The organism is Peteryoungia algae, assembly GCF_030369675.1.
Taxonomy (GTDB): Bacteria; Pseudomonadota; Alphaproteobacteria; order Rhizobiales; family Rhizobiaceae; genus Allorhizobium; species Allorhizobium algae.
Genome location: NZ_CP128477.1, coordinates 422,624 through 436,430, shown reverse-complemented (window position 1 = coordinate 436,430; position 13,807 = coordinate 422,624). Strand labels below are relative to the sequence as shown.

The 13,807-nt window shown below is 60.3% G+C and carries 15 protein-coding genes; 4 read left to right on the top strand and 11 right to left on the bottom strand.

Annotation, left to right across the window (positions count from 1 at the left end; translation table 11 throughout):
- Positions 1-138 precede the first annotated feature (138 nt).
- The 7 genes from QTL56_RS02225 to QTL56_RS02195 form a co-directional block, all read right to left on the bottom strand.
- Positions 139-1,365: an MFS transporter gene (locus QTL56_RS02225; RefSeq protein ID WP_229575896.1), complete on the bottom strand. Its 1,227-nt coding sequence runs from the start codon at positions 1,363-1,365 to the stop codon at positions 139-141.
- Positions 1,366-1,375: 10 nt separating this feature from the next.
- Positions 1,376-1,852, bottom strand: coding sequence for a transcription antitermination factor NusB (nusB, locus tag QTL56_RS02220; RefSeq protein WP_229575895.1), 477 nt, complete (start codon positions 1,850-1,852; stop codon positions 1,376-1,378).
- A gap of 3 nt (positions 1,853-1,855) precedes the next feature.
- A complete protein-coding gene (gene ribH, locus QTL56_RS02215; protein ID WP_229575894.1) occupies positions 1,856-2,314 on the bottom strand; it encodes a 6,7-dimethyl-8-ribityllumazine synthase in 459 nt (152 codons plus the stop codon).
- A 576-nt stretch (positions 2,315-2,890) separates the two neighbouring features.
- Entirely contained in the window at positions 2,891-3,979 is a 1,089-nt protein-coding gene (ribD, locus tag QTL56_RS02210; RefSeq protein WP_245137145.1) for a bifunctional diaminohydroxyphosphoribosylaminopyrimidine deaminase/5-amino-6-(5-phosphoribosylamino)uracil reductase RibD, read from the bottom strand.
- A gap of 3 nt (positions 3,980-3,982) precedes the next feature.
- On the bottom strand, positions 3,983-4,459 hold the full coding sequence (gene nrdR / locus QTL56_RS02205; RefSeq protein ID WP_229575892.1) for a transcriptional regulator NrdR: 477 nt from the start codon (positions 4,457-4,459) through the stop codon (positions 3,983-3,985).
- 12 nt (positions 4,460-4,471) lie between these two features.
- Positions 4,472-5,761, bottom strand: a complete 1,290-nt coding sequence (gene glyA / locus QTL56_RS02200) for a serine hydroxymethyltransferase (RefSeq protein ID WP_229575891.1) — start codon at positions 5,759-5,761, stop codon at positions 4,472-4,474.
- Between the two features lie 189 nt (positions 5,762-5,950).
- Entirely contained in the window at positions 5,951-7,279 is a 1,329-nt protein-coding gene (locus QTL56_RS02195) for a L,D-transpeptidase family protein (protein WP_229575890.1), read from the bottom strand.
- Positions 7,280-7,704: 425 nt separating this feature from the next.
- Here QTL56_RS02195 and QTL56_RS02190 point away from each other — a divergent pair, with 425 nt between their 5' ends.
- Complete coding sequence (locus tag QTL56_RS02190) at positions 7,705-7,908, top strand: hypothetical protein (protein WP_245137146.1); 204 nt, start codon at positions 7,705-7,707, stop codon at positions 7,906-7,908.
- Positions 7,909-7,938: 30 nt separating this feature from the next.
- On the opposite strand, the gene QTL56_RS02185 is transcribed toward QTL56_RS02190, so the two are convergent.
- The 3 genes from QTL56_RS02185 to QTL56_RS02175 form a co-directional block, all read right to left on the bottom strand.
- Complete coding sequence (locus QTL56_RS02185; RefSeq protein ID WP_245137147.1) at positions 7,939-8,718, bottom strand: hypothetical protein; 780 nt, start codon at positions 8,716-8,718, stop codon at positions 7,939-7,941.
- A 257-nt stretch (positions 8,719-8,975) separates the two neighbouring features.
- On the bottom strand, positions 8,976-9,485 hold the full coding sequence (gene ldtR, locus QTL56_RS02180) for a transcriptional regulator LdtR (protein WP_229575889.1): 510 nt from the start codon (positions 9,483-9,485) through the stop codon (positions 8,976-8,978).
- A 132-nt stretch (positions 9,486-9,617) separates the two neighbouring features.
- On the bottom strand, positions 9,618-10,055 hold the full coding sequence (locus QTL56_RS02175; RefSeq protein ID WP_229575888.1) for a DUF6163 family protein: 438 nt from the start codon (positions 10,053-10,055) through the stop codon (positions 9,618-9,620).
- 174 nt (positions 10,056-10,229) lie between these two features.
- Between QTL56_RS02175 and hemB the strand changes: the two genes are divergently transcribed.
- The 3 genes from hemB (at position 10,230) to QTL56_RS02160 (ending at position 12,656) form a co-directional block, all read left to right on the top strand.
- The gene (gene hemB, locus QTL56_RS02170) at positions 10,230-11,246 is read left to right on the top strand and encodes a porphobilinogen synthase (RefSeq protein WP_245137148.1); all 1,017 of its coding nucleotides are present in this window, start codon (positions 10,230-10,232) and stop codon (positions 11,244-11,246) included.
- Positions 11,247-11,315: 69 nt separating this feature from the next.
- Positions 11,316-11,774: an RDD family protein gene (locus QTL56_RS02165; RefSeq protein ID WP_245137149.1), complete on the top strand. Its 459-nt coding sequence runs from the start codon at positions 11,316-11,318 to the stop codon at positions 11,772-11,774.
- A gap of 120 nt (positions 11,775-11,894) precedes the next feature.
- Positions 11,895-12,656, top strand: coding sequence for an arginyltransferase (locus tag QTL56_RS02160; protein ID WP_245137150.1), 762 nt, complete (start codon positions 11,895-11,897; stop codon positions 12,654-12,656).
- Between the two features lie 84 nt (positions 12,657-12,740).
- Here the strand turns inward: QTL56_RS02160 and QTL56_RS02155 are convergent, their stop codons facing one another.
- On the bottom strand, positions 12,741-13,784 hold the full coding sequence (locus tag QTL56_RS02155; RefSeq protein WP_245137201.1) for a class I SAM-dependent methyltransferase: 1,044 nt from the start codon (positions 13,782-13,784) through the stop codon (positions 12,741-12,743).
- Positions 13,785-13,807: the final 23 nt, after the last annotated feature.

The window sequence follows — 13,807 nt, the reverse complement described above, 5'->3', positions numbered from 1 at the left end:
TATTGCCCGCGCCTCACTCATCGCGGGCCATGACTCGCAGACTCAGGCCCCCTCCTCCGAGACCTCGTCGACGCGAGGCGAGATTGCGTTGCGCTTTTCATCGCGTCAAGTACGCATATTTCGCAGCTTGCAGGGAACCTAGGCGGGTCTGCGGGCGGCTGCGCGGAGCTGGAGAAGGACCAGCACAAGGCAGAGGATCGTCACCGGCCAGATGACCAGGTTCATCACGGACCAGCCAAAAGCGGTGAAGACCTTGCCGGAGGAAAAAGACGAAAGCGCAACAGTCGAAAACAGGATGATGTCATGGAAGCCTTGCACCTTGTCGGCCTCTGCCGGACGGTAGCTGGAGGCGACGATGGCCGTCGCTCCAATAAAGCCGAAGTTCCAGCCGATACCGAGCAGGACGAGCGCACCCCAGAAATTCCAGAGTTCGATGCCCGTATGCGCGACAACGGCACAGGCCATGAGGATGAGCAGGCCGGCGGCCACGACCTTCTCGGCTCCGAAACGGGTGATCAACACGCCGGTGAAGAAACTCGGAGCGAACATGGCGATGACATGCCACTGGATGCCGAGGGTCGCCAGTTCTGATGAGAAGCCGCAGCCGATGACCATGGCGAGCGGCGCACCGGTCATCATGAAGGTCATCAAAGCATAGGAACTGATGCCGCAGATCATGCCGGTCATGAAGCGCTGCGTCATGACGATTTCCCTCAGTGGCCGCGTCGGCCCCGTGGCTTCTGCCTTCTTCTCGGCGATCGTCGGCAATTTCAGGAAGAAGAGAACGGCGATGGCGCAGAGGAGCAGCGGCACCATGCCGAGAAAGGCGCCGGCAAAGGTGACGGGTGCCAGTGCGTCCTTGAGCCAGATCGCGATCTGTGGCCCGACGATCGCCGAGATGATGCCGGCCGCCAGGATCCAGGAAATGGCCTTGCCTTTGTAAAAGCTCGGCGAGGCATCGGCGGCGGCAAAGCGGATCTTCTGGGTGAAGCCGCCGGAAATGCCCATCAGCATCAGCGAAAAGGCGAAGATCCAGAAATTGGACTGGATGAGGGCGAAGGCGGCGAGCGCGCTGCCAAGGGCGCCCATCAGCGCTCCGACCATGAAGCTTTCGCGGCGGCCAAGAACGCGGGAGGCAGCCGCCACGACAATTGCGCCCAAGGCCACGCCGACATTGAAGCCCGTCAGCGGTGCCGTTGCCAGCGACTTGTCGGCACCGAGCATCTGAAAACCGGCAAGGCCGCCGACGGCGAAAGCGAGAGGCGGAGCGGAGCCCAGGATCGCCTGGGCCACCGCGAGCAGTCCGACATTGCGCCGGGCTGTCAAGATTTGTCCGTCCAGCCCTGCCTCAGTCGCTGCACTCATTCGTCCGTTCCTATTTTTGCGCCGGGGCGCGAACCTGCTTTGCAATGCGGTCGAGAACGGCGTTCACCAGCTTCGGCTCGTCGTCGGGGAAGAAGGCCTGCGCGATCTCGACATATTCCGTTACGATGACCGCAATGGGCACATCCTTGCGCTCGATCAATTCGAAGGTGCCCGCACGCAGAATGGCGCGAACCGTGCTGTCCATGCGCGACAGCGACCAGTCGTCCTGCAGCGCGGCGCGGATCATCGGGTCGATCTTGGTCTGGTCACGCACGACGCCAGCCACGATCGAGCGGAACCACGAGGCATCCGCCTTGAGATAGGTTTCGCCGTCGACTTCCTGGCCAAGACGATGCGCTTCGTATTCGGCCACGACCTCGAGAACGCCGGATCCGGCGATATCCATCTGATACAGAGCCTGCACAGCGCCGAGGCGGGCTGCGCCACGTTGGTTTGCCGGCTTCATCTGCTTGTCTTCGCCCGTCATCACTCAGCCACCCAGCTTCTGCTTCAGTTCGATCATGGTCAGTGCAGCGCGGGCTGCAAAGCCGCCCTTGTCCTTGTCGCTGCGCTTGACGCGCGCCCAGGCCTGTTCGTCATTCTCGACGGTCATGATGCCGTTGCCGATGGCGAGCGATTCCGAGACAGCGAGATCCATCAGGGCACGCGAGGATTCGTTGGCGACGATGTCGAAGTGATAGGTTTCACCGCGAATGACCATGCCGAGCGCGACAAAGCCGTCATACTGCGTCCCCTCGTCATCCATGGCATCAAGCGCCATGGCGATGGCCGGCGGGATTTCGAGGGCGCCGGGAACGGTGATGAGGTCGAAGGTCGCGCCTGCCTCTTCGAGTGCGTGCTTGGCACCGTCCAGAAGGGCGTCAGACATGTCGTCGTAGAAGCGTGCCTCGACGATCAGCAAATGCGGCGAAGCCGTCTTGTTTCCCATGGGTCTGATCCGATCTTGAATGTGATTGCGGCTGCTGGCCGAACAGAAACGCGGTCAAACCACGCCATATCATGGAAGGCAAGTGTTTTTGCGTCAGGGCGGGGATGCACCGGGCGGGCGCCTCGGCGTGGCTGAGAGGCAGGCTCAACAGGCCCCTTGTTCCAGCCTCGCTAACATCAACCGAAACCGGGCGGACTATGTGACGGTTGTTTCATGCAAATCAGACCTTTAGGGTCTGGATCCCGCGACAGATGGATCCCACCTTTGTTCTTGCAACTGAGCGATGCGCACACAATCGCGAGTTTTCGCACTATCGTCGGCGCTGAGCAGGCCTGATGGCGGCGCTACCTTCGACGTCCACTCACGTCCACCGCTCCGCTTTGGCCTCCCCTTGCTCCGCGTCACGGACGCCGGGCCAGCTGCGGGAACAATCAGACGAGATGATCCGTTTGTGAGGCACAGGGCGCGGAGGACCGGGCCCGACATGCAACAGGAGGTCCCCATGGGTCGCGGCATTCTTCTCTGGCTTCTCGGTATTCCGATCCCGATCATCATTCTGATCATGCTTTTCTGGGGTTAAACCCAGGCCGAGGCCGGCAGGCGATCGTAGATCCGCAGCCGGTCTCGCCCCAGCATTCGCTCCTCGGCCAGGGCGAAGCCCGCGGGCATTTGCGAAGCGGTAATGGGCGATGCGATCCCGCCCTCCCCCACGACGATCTCTCCGCAATACAGGTGGATGCGATCGACAAGGCCTCGGGACAGCAGATCCGAGGCCACCCTCGCTCCTCCCTCGACCATGAGGGACGAGATCCCGCGCTGCGCGAGCGTGGACAGCAATTCTTCAACACCTTCGAGTTCGACGATTTCGACACCCGCGTCGGCGAGCGCTGCTCTGTTTCCCTCGGCACCCGTCGATACTGCGACGAGCACGGGGACGGAGCCCGCTGTGCGTGCGAGCTTCGACGATGCCGGCAGTTCCGCGCGACGGTCGACCACGACGCGCAAGGGCGAGGCCTCCTCCAGTCCCGGCAGCCTTACTGTGAGCTCAGGATCATCCGCAAGCGCCGTGCCGATGCCGACGAGGATCGCGTCGCTGGCGGCCCTCAGCCGGTGAACCTCCGTGCGTGCCTGCGCACCGGTGATCGCCACCTGCCCGGCGCCCTCGCGACCCAGCATGCCATCGGCGGAAACGGCAAGTTTCAGAATCACTTGCGGGCGCCCTTTCGTCTGGCGCGTCAGGTAGCCGGACATGGCCCGCCTGGCTTCTTTCTGGAGAACCCCGATGGTCACCTCGATGTCGGCATCGGCCAGCATCTTCAGCCCCTGACCAGAGACCCGCGGATCCGGATCCGCCACGGCCACGACGACGCGGGAAATGCCAGCAGCAATGATTGCATTGGCACAAGGTGGTGTCTTGCCGTGATGCGAGCAGGGTTCGAGGGTGACATAGGCGGTCGCGCCCCTCGCCTTCACTCCGGCCTCATCCAGTGCCTGTGGCTCAGCATGCGGCCGACCGCCCAGTGCCGTCACGCCCCGTCCGACGACCTGGCCGTCCTTCACGATCACGCATCCGACAGAGGGATTGGAACCGGTTCGTCCGACATGGGTCAGGGAAAGCCCGATCGCCTCCCGCATGAACCTTTCGTCCCGGGCGGTAATCGACACGCCTCAGTCCGCGGTGCTGTCGCGGGAGATCTTGGCGTTGATCTCGGCGATGACGTTTTCGAAGTCCTCGGCATGGGAGAAGTCCCGATAGACCGACGCGTAGCGGACGAATGCCACGTCATCGAGCGTTTTCAGGGCTTCGAGAACCTGCAGACCGATTTCTTCGGATGAGATTTCGGTTTCGCCGGAGCTTTCCAGGCGGCGAACGATGCCAGATACGGCGCGCTCGATGCGATCGGGATCGACCGGGCGTTTGCGCAGTGCGATCTGGAAGGACCGCACCAGCTTGTCGCGCGCAAAGGGAGCCTTTCGGCCGGTCTTCTTCAGAACCATCAGCTCGCGCAGCTGGACCCGTTCAAAGGTTGTGAAGCGCCCCCCACAATCCGGACAGATGCGCCGCCGGCGGATGGAGGTATTGTCCTCCGCCGGTCGCGAGTCCTTGACCTGGGTGTCGTCCGATCCGCAGAAGGGGCAGCGCATCCGCGTCCAACCTTACATGTAGGGGTACATCGGGAAACGGTCGGTGAGAGCCACGACCTTTTCGCGCACGGCACTTTCAACGGCCGCATTTCCTTCATCGGAATTGGCAACCTTCAGGCCGTCGAGGACCTCGACGATCAGGTTGCCGATCTCGGTGAACTCCGCTTCCTTGAAGCCGCGGGTCGTGCCGGCCGGCGTGCCGAGGCGGATACCGGACGTGACGAAGGGCTTTTCCGGATCGAAGGGAATGCCGTTCTTGTTGCAGGTGATGAAGGCTCGGCCGAGACCCGCTTCCGCGCGCTTGCCCGTGGCGTTCTTCTTGCGCAGGTCGACGAGCATCAGGTGGTTGTCGGTGCCGCCCGAGACAATGTCGAGATTGTGCTTGATCAGCGTGTCGGCCAGAACCTTGGCGTTCTTCACGACCTGAGCGGCATAGTCCTTGAATTCCGGCTGCAGCGCTTCGCCGAAGGCAACGGCCTTGGCGGCGATGACATGCATCAACGGCCCGCCCTGAAGCCCTGGGAAGACGGCCGAATTGAACTTCTTGGCCAGATCCTCGTCATTGGTGAGGATCATGCCGCCGCGCGGACCGCGGAGCGACTTGTGGGTCGTCGAGGTCGCGACGTGGCAATGCGGGAACGGCGACGGATGCTGTCCACCGGCAACGAGACCGGCAATGTGCGCCATGTCGACCATGAGATAGGCGCCGACCGAATCGGCGATCTCGCGGAAACGCTTCCAGTCCCAGGTGCGGGAATAGGCAGTGCCGCCGGCGATGATCAGCTTCGGCTTGTGCTGTTCGGCCTTGCGGGCGACGTCTTCCATGTCGAGCTGGTGGTCGTCTTCACGCACACCGTAGGAGACAACGTTGAACCATTTGCCGGACATGTTGACCGGCGAACCATGGGTCAGGTGGCCGCCAGAGTTCAGGTCGAGGCCCATGAAGGTGTCGCCCGGCTGCAGAAGCGCCAGAAAGACCGCCTGGTTCATCTGCGATCCGGAGTTCGGCTGGACGTTGGCGAAGTTGACACCGAAGAGCTTCTTGGCGCGATCGATCGCAAGTTCTTCCGCGATGTCGACGAACTGGCAGCCGCCATAATAGCGCTTGCCCGGATATCCCTCGGCATACTTGTTGGTCATGATCGAGCCCTGGGCTTCGAGCACGGCGCGGGAGACGATGTTTTCAGAAGCGATCAGCTCGATCTCATGGCGCTGGCGACCGAGTTCCTTCTCGATCGCACCGAAAATATCCGGGTCCGTATCGGCGAGAGAACGAGAAAAGAAGGCATCGTTGTTCGACATGATCGCAGGCTCCTCAAAAGCGTTTGATGCTGTGGGGTCTTAACGTTCCGCAGTCACGAGAGCAATACGGAGAGCGACATTTGCGGATCAATTGACGCTGCATGTCGAAACGTCACAGGACAGACGCAAAAGCCGCGCACGAGGCGCGGCTTCCAAATCCAATAGCCGGAGCGAGCGGGGCGCTTGGCCTTACTGCAACGGGACGAAGTCCTCTTCGACCGAACCGGCAAACTGTTCGACGCCGATATTGGCCTGCAGCGCCAGCTGCGCGTCACCGTCCTTCTGATAGATATCGTCGCGGAACTGGACGATGTTGTCGTTCGTCGACCAGGCGGTAATGTAGACGATATAGACGGGCACTTCCGCGGCCAGCTTGATCGGATTGTTCTGGCGGGTCGTGATGACGCGCTCGATCTCCTGGCGCGACCAGCCCTCCGTGTCGCGCAGGAGCCAAGTGATCAAGTCACGCACGTTCTGCACGCGAATGCAGCCCGAGGATTCGAAGCGCATCAACTTGTTGAACAGGCCCTGCTGGGGCGTGTCATGCATGTATTCGTTGTGCGGATTGTGGAAGTTGATCTTCGTCGACGCCATGGCGTTGATCTTGCCCGGGTCCTGGCGGAACATCAGGTTCGGGGCCTTGGCGGCGTTCCAGTCCACGGTTTCCGGCGCGACTTCATTGCCGCTGCCATCGAACAGGCGAATGCTGTTGCGCGTCAGGTAGGTCGAGTCCTTGCGCATCAGCGGCACGATATCCTTTTCGATGATCGAGCGCGGCGCGGTCCAGTAGGGATTGAGGATGACCTCGTAGATCTTCGAATTGATCATGTGGGTCGGGCGGTCGATACGCCCGACAACGGCGGTGTTGCGCAGAGCAACACGGTCATTCTCGACGGCCTCGACCGAAGCGCCCGGCACATTGACCGTGACGTAACGGGGACCGAGGTCACCGGACATCGACTGCAGGCGGACGAGGTTGGTGTTGAGCTGGTTCAGACGAACATCGGCACCGACATTGAGCGCCTTGACGGTGAATTCGCCGAGCACGCCGTCTTCCGGCAGGCCATGGCGCGCCTGGAAACGCTTCACGGCAGCATCGACGTAGGAATCGTAGGAATCGGAAAGCCCGGCCTCCCGCGGAAGGTCGCCGGCGATCATCAGGCGCTGGCGCAGGCTCTGGACCGACGGATCCATGGCGCCGATGCGCAGCGCACCCGGTGCGTTGACGGTCGGCCAGCCGCCATTGGCGACGATCGTCTGATATTGACCGATGGCCTGCTGCATATAGGCGAGATTGTTGGCGCTCAGCATGGAGCTGTTGGACGAGACGGCGGCAGCCGTGCGGGAAGCCTGGGCATCGAACTGGTCGTCCCAGTTGCCACGACGCGGCGCATTGATGAGATCGTTGATCGCGTCCTGCGCCACGGCTTGCCCGGCAAACGCCGCAGCACCAGCGGCAGCAGCACCGCGGAGAAGCGATCGGCGCGAAAGAGCAACAATTCCAGACTTCTTGGACATATTTCCTACCGTTTCATCCTGAACCTGAACCAAACGCATATCGCGCCATGGTTAACAAAGCGCCGCCACGAGGGCTGAAATCTGCGTTGCGGGGTCGATCGGAGACGGGTCAGACGCCTCCATTTCTCGTTCCGGCGGTCCCATATCAATATGGCCAATTCGTGTCACCAAGGGGGTGTGTCACGGGAGTGTGTAGGCATTAAGCGGCATCGTGAGGGTTGAAACGCGAAAACCGGACGCTTCGCAGGAAGCATCCGGTTTCGAGCGGTGGATCGCTTGTGGAGGTCGTTCGGGACTCTTCAGAGGCGATACAGGATCTGGTTCCTAGAAGAGCTCCGCGCCTACGTGGAAGCAAACCCCTTCCGTCTACGATGATTAGTATTGTAGATTGCTGCAACTAAGAGCCACCCACTAGCAGGTGCCCCATGAAATACGAGGACCCGACCGCGAAACGTATTGCCCGCGATGATGAACTTCGACAGGCAGAAAAGGTCAAGCGGCGAGAAAAAGCGAAGTATGACATCGGAGCGATCTTTCGCGACGCGTCATCCAAGGGCCAGAAGGGCCCGATGAAAACGAATGCGGCAGGGCATAAAGCTGCTGCTGAGAATCCAAGGCGAGTGAAATAGAGTAACCTTTCAGGTTGCGGATGGCGGAAGCTAAAACTTGTCCCCAGCGGGCCAGGGGGAAATTATGAAATCTTCTCCGAGACGCTGCCGCAGAAACTTTAACAGCTTGCTCTCGCTTTCAACGTTTGGCAGGTGAAGAATGCCATGTGTGCGCCCGCTTGGGCTGTAAAATGCACCGGGCAAAACTCGAAGAATCTCCGACATCTTTCCTTCTAAGTCGGCATCCGGAGCCGTGTTCTTGTTGCTGACGGCGACCTTGAACGCGGGTTCCGGTATCGCCGAGTGAGTGGCCCAATATCTCCGTGTGACCGGTCCGCCAACCGCTATGTGCTGGGATGTTTCCAAGGTTTCCAAGCGGAAATGGATAAGGTCGAGTTGGTCTAGATACAGCTTCTCCGCAGGCGTCGCATTTTCGGAAACTTCTATTTTTCCTCTGGAGAACGTCACCGAATTGTCGATTTCGTACTCTGGATCGATCGCAATGGCCACCGCCTCTTTGAGAGCTTCGCGTGCTTGCCTTAAGTCACGCGGCCTTTTCTTCTCAAACTTGATCGACCGGAACGAAGCTATATCGAAAGGTATCCTCTGACCTTCTAGATGCATATGTATGATAGGCTTTTGAACCGTGTGCCGGATCCCGATTTCGTAGAATGCGTTGGGATTTAAGGCTGTAAGGTCAGCAATGACCAGCTCGGACTCCAACAGATGGCTGATCACCTGCGCATCAATTCGGCCAGGCACTGAAATCTTGTCAGCCCGCACAACATCGAATTCATTGAAGTGCTCTTCAAACACCGGTTCGATGATCATCTCTAGCAGCTAGTCGGCGTGGATGCGGTCCTCGCTATCATCGGCGCCGATTGGGCCGACAACAAAGCACTTCTTCCGTTCTGATTTTTTCGCCAACGCCACCTCCCCCGCAGGCTGGCCGGTTATAGGCACTCAATCACTCGTTAACTAGCTAAAACGAGACAAGGCGCTATAGTGCGGAATCTACCGCGACCTAGCGCCTTCTCATGCCACAGCATGACTGGAGGAAATGCGTGGGTGTCGGAGCCACTCGTGGATTAGAGGCGATACAGGATCTGGTCGTTCCAGAAGCGGTCGAGACGCTGCAGGAGCTTGTTCATCTGGGTGAACTCGTCTTCACCGATGCCGCCGACCTTCTGGATCGAGCCGATGTGGCGCTCATAGAGCTTGGCGACGGTTTCGGCGATCTCCTGGCCAGCATCCGTCAGGCTGATGCGGACCGAACGACGGTCAACACGCGAACGCTGGTGGTTGATGAAGCCGAGATCGACCAGCTTCTTGACATTGTAGGAGACGTTCGAACCCAGGTAGTAACCACGCGAGCGCAGTTCACCGGCGGTCAGTTCCGAATTGCCGATGTTGAAGAGCAGGAGCGCCTGGACGGCATTGATGTCGGAGCGACCCTTGCGGTCGAACTCGTCCTTGATGACGTCGAGAAGGCGGCGGTGAAGGCGCTCGACGAGGTGCAGGGATTCGAGATAGAGCGAGCGGATCGCTTCTTCCTGCGGGTCGAGAGTGGTCGGCTGCGGCTTGAGCTTGGTGTTCATATCGGTCTGCCTCACTGTTTTGTTTGGCGGTGTTGGTTTTTTCTCCCGCCTTGATGAGGACCGTATCCAATGCGCATAAAATTCTATTTAAAACGCAGGCTTAACAGAGGCTTACCAGAGCCCCTCCTGCGATCAGGGTAAATCAACCGTTATACGCTCCTGCTTGTGTCTCCCTTCGATCCACAACGCCAAGCGGAAAAGCAGATATACCGCGAAGACCGCCGTATGCATGGTGACGGCGAGCGGGTTGCGGCCGAAGACTTCAGGCCAGACGGTGAACATAAGCATCTGGCCGCCAGCGGCGAGAAGCCACATGACTGGGCCCCAGGAGCCGGCGACCCAGAGCCCGAGCGCCGCCACGGGAAAGACCACGGCGAGGCCCGTGGCCGCGACCCTCCAGGGTGCGGTGAGGAGGTCGAACCGCCCCAGTCCATTGTGACTGAAGCCGACGAGCAGCGCCCAGTATTGCAGGCCGAACCAGAGGCAAGCGAGGGCCACGATGCGCAAAAACAGGACGAAGACGGCCTCCGTCAGGCTTCGAATGGGCGTGTTGGTCGAATCAGCTTCCATGCGGGCCAGAATAGGCCGCAGGCAAGACCTCCGCCAGCGCAGGCGGAGCACCCTCCCCTGCTGATCGCACGCGCCTGCTGCGACCGTTTGATCCGGCCGACGCTGCCGCCTTCCGTTTTGCAAGCTTCCGCCATCGTGCTAATCAGCAGCCCGATACAGACGAGGATCACGCTGATGACGGACAAGACACATCTGGTAGACGCAGTTACCGGCCACAGGCGCATGCGCCGCCTGCGCAAATCAGACTGGCAGCGCCGCATGGTCCTGGAGAACCGTCTGACCGTCGATGACCTGATCTGGCCGATCTTCATTGTGCCAGGATCGAACATCATGGATCCGATTGCCGCCATGCCCGGCGTTTTCAGAATGAGTGTCGACAAGGCTGTTGACGCCGCGAAGGAAGCCGCCGACCTCGGCATCCCGGCGCTCGCGACCTTCCCGAACATCGATCTTTCACTGCGTGACGAGACGGGATCGCAGATCCTCGACGCCAACAACCTGATCAACCAGACGACGGCGGCCATCAAGAAAGCCGTGCCCAATATCGGCATCATCACCGACGTCGCGCTCGACCCGTTCACCAGCCACGGCCATGACGGGATCTTGCGCGATGGCGAGATCGTCAATGACGAGACGGTAGAGCAAATCGTCAAGGCGGCGATTGCGCAGGCCAATGCCGGATCCGACATCATCGCGCCTTCCGACATGATGGATGGCCGGATCGGGGCGATCCGTCAGGGGCTGGATGCCGCGGGACACCAGGATGTCGGCATCATGTCTTATGCGACCAAATTCGCCTCCTGCCACTATGGCCCCTATCGCGAGGCGATCTCGACCAGCGGTCTTCTGAAGGGCGACAAGAAGACCTATTACATCGATCCGGCCAACGGCACCGAAGCCGTGCGGGACGCCGCGCTCGATGTCGAAGAGGGCGCCGACATGCTGATGGTGAAGCCTGGCCTCCCCTATCTCGACATTTGCTGGCGGATCAAGGAAGCCTTCGGCCTGCCGGTCTTTGCCTATCAGGTCTCCGGCGAATACAGCCAGATCAAGGCTGCCGCCGCCAATGGCTGGATCGACGGCGAGCGCGCAATGCTGGAGACGCTGCTCTGTTTCAAGCGGGCGGGCTGTGACGGCATTCTCACCTATTTTGCGCCCGAAGTGGCCAGACTTCTCGCGAAACAGGGCTGATCCTCACGAATTATTGCATTCGGCATCGCGCTCCCCATATCTGAAACAGAACCGCACAAGGAGCCCGACATGAGCCTCGACAGCAACCCGTCCTATGCCGCCCCCGAAGACTGGCGCGCCTATAGCGGCGTGCTTTCACGGCGTGTCTTCGCCTTTCTGGTCGATTATCTGTTCATCGGTCTCCTGTGGATCCCGGCGGCAGTCATCGTCTTCTTCCTCGGCGTGCTGACGCTCGGCTTGGGCTGGCTGCTCTATCCGATCCTCTTCTTCGTCGTTGCGGGTCTCTATTTCGGCATGTCGCTTGCCGGCCCCTCCCAGGCGACACCGGGCATGCGAATGATGGGCATCGCCATGGTCCGCCTCGATGGACGCAAGATCGACTTCGTCACCGCGATCGCGCATCTGGCCCTGTTCTGGATCCTGAATTCGGTCCTGACACCGCTCATCCTGCTGGCCGGCCTCTTCATCGAACGTTCGCGCCTGGTGCATGACCTCCTGCTCGGCACCGCTGCGGTCCGCACCTACTAGGTCTCGAAATCTCTTTTCGTGACAATGCACTCCGGCATTTGCGCCGGAGTGTTGACCTTTTCGATTCTTGCGCCATCCTAGCTCGAACAGGAGTGGCTAGAGGATTCTCTTCGGCAGCAGATGAACACGCAGACCTCCCCTTCCCCGCAATTCTACCTGACGGCGCCAGCTCCGTGCCCGTATCTGGCGGGGGAGATGGAGCGGAAGGTGTTCACCCACCTCGTCGGTCCACGCGCCACCGAAATGAACGATCTTTTGACCCAGGGCGGTTTCCGCCGGTCGCAGAACATCGCCTACAGGCCGGCCTGTGAATCCTGCCGGGCCTGCGTCTCGGTCAGGGTTCTCGTGAACGAGTTCGAGATCAGCCGCAGCTTCCGTCGCATCGAGGCTGTCAACAGCGACATCATCGCGACGGTCTTTCCGGCCCAGCCGTCGACCGAACAATTCTCGCTTTTCCGCCAGTATCTCGACCATCGGCACCAGAATGGCGGCATGTCGGACATGTCGGCGCTCGATTATGCGATCATGATCGAAGACAGCCATGTGCAGACGCGGGTGATCGAATACCGCCTGCGCACGCCCGGTGACGGGGTCTCCCCCCAACCGCAGGGCGAACTGGTCGCCGTCGCCCTGTCGGACCTGATGAGCGACGGGCTGTCGATGGTCTATTCGTTTTACAATCCGGACATGGAGAAGCGGTCACTGGGCACGATGATGGTGCTCGACCACATCCGCCGGGCACGGGCCCTCGGCCTGCCGCATGTCTATCTCGGCTATTGGGTGCAGGGCTCGAAGAAAATGGGCTACAAGACCCGATTTCAGCCGCAGGAGCACCTGATGAGCCAGGGCTGGGCACGGTTTACCCCTGAATTTGAGGGGTAATCTTCGAAATCACCGCTTTCAAGCGTGCCATTTTGGGATTCTTCGAGCCCTCCGCCCAGTTTCTGGGCGGAGGGCTGTTTCGTTTCAGGACAGCTTGCGGATGATGCCGTAAACGATGTTCTTGTTCTGGCCGAAGCGCAGCGAGCATTCGACATCGAGACTTTGAGTCGCTCCGCGCATGATCCGCCACATGTCTTCTTCCGACCGAAGTAAAAGCGCCCAGTTCATGAACGTTTCCATATAGCCGTCGTCGGGGACTTCCTGCGAGAAGTTGGCAAACAGGAAGGTTCCGTTCGGCTTAAGCATCTGCAGGCACCGCTGGGACAGCTTGATCGCCACCTCGTCGGCCAGATAATCGTACAGGCCGGCGGCGTAGATGAAATCGAAGGTGCCGAGGGTCTGGGCACGGGTCAGAACTGTGCGAACGGATCCGTTGACCGCCTCCACTGCCGTGCCAGCGAACTCACTTGCCACCGCACCGACACTCAGAGGATCCTGGTCGAGAGCGAGCCAACGCTTGATCGTCTTGTCCCTCAGCGCCTGAGACATACTGCCTTCGCGCAGATGGCCCGCTGCGATCGTCAGGATCTCAGCCTCCCCGCCCCGGGAAGACGCTACGTCATCGACAAACTGGGCAAGCAGATCGCGCCGTTCGCGGACGGCGGCGCACGCTGGCGACTGGCTAGTGAAGGCGTGGACTTCCTTGCCCATCGGACTTGCCGCATCCAGCATCGACTGGACTGATGGGTGGCCATAGATGAAGTCGAGCAGTCCCGCATCACCCGAGTAGCCGCGCGGTTTCTCGAAAGACCAGCGGGTGAAAGGATCCTCATGGAAGTGCCGAGCAATCGCGTGGGTCTGCGCCAAGGGAATGAGCTGCTCCCAGACGTTCAGCGAGTAGCGGTTGCGCAGTCCATGGAGGCCAGTGAGCAGGCGGAGCATGATCTGTCCAACCGGAGTTTTCTGCTCGAATTGCTGCTCGGCCATGCGAAGGTGAAGTGCCATTTCGGTACGCGCTTCAGCAACCTGCTTGTCGCTGACCTTAGACGAGGTCGCGAAGACTTTCGCCGCAATGGAGTCAGGCGTGATTAGGCTCTGCCCATCGAATGCAATCTCCAAATCGCTCACACTTCGCTCCTTTTTACTCAATG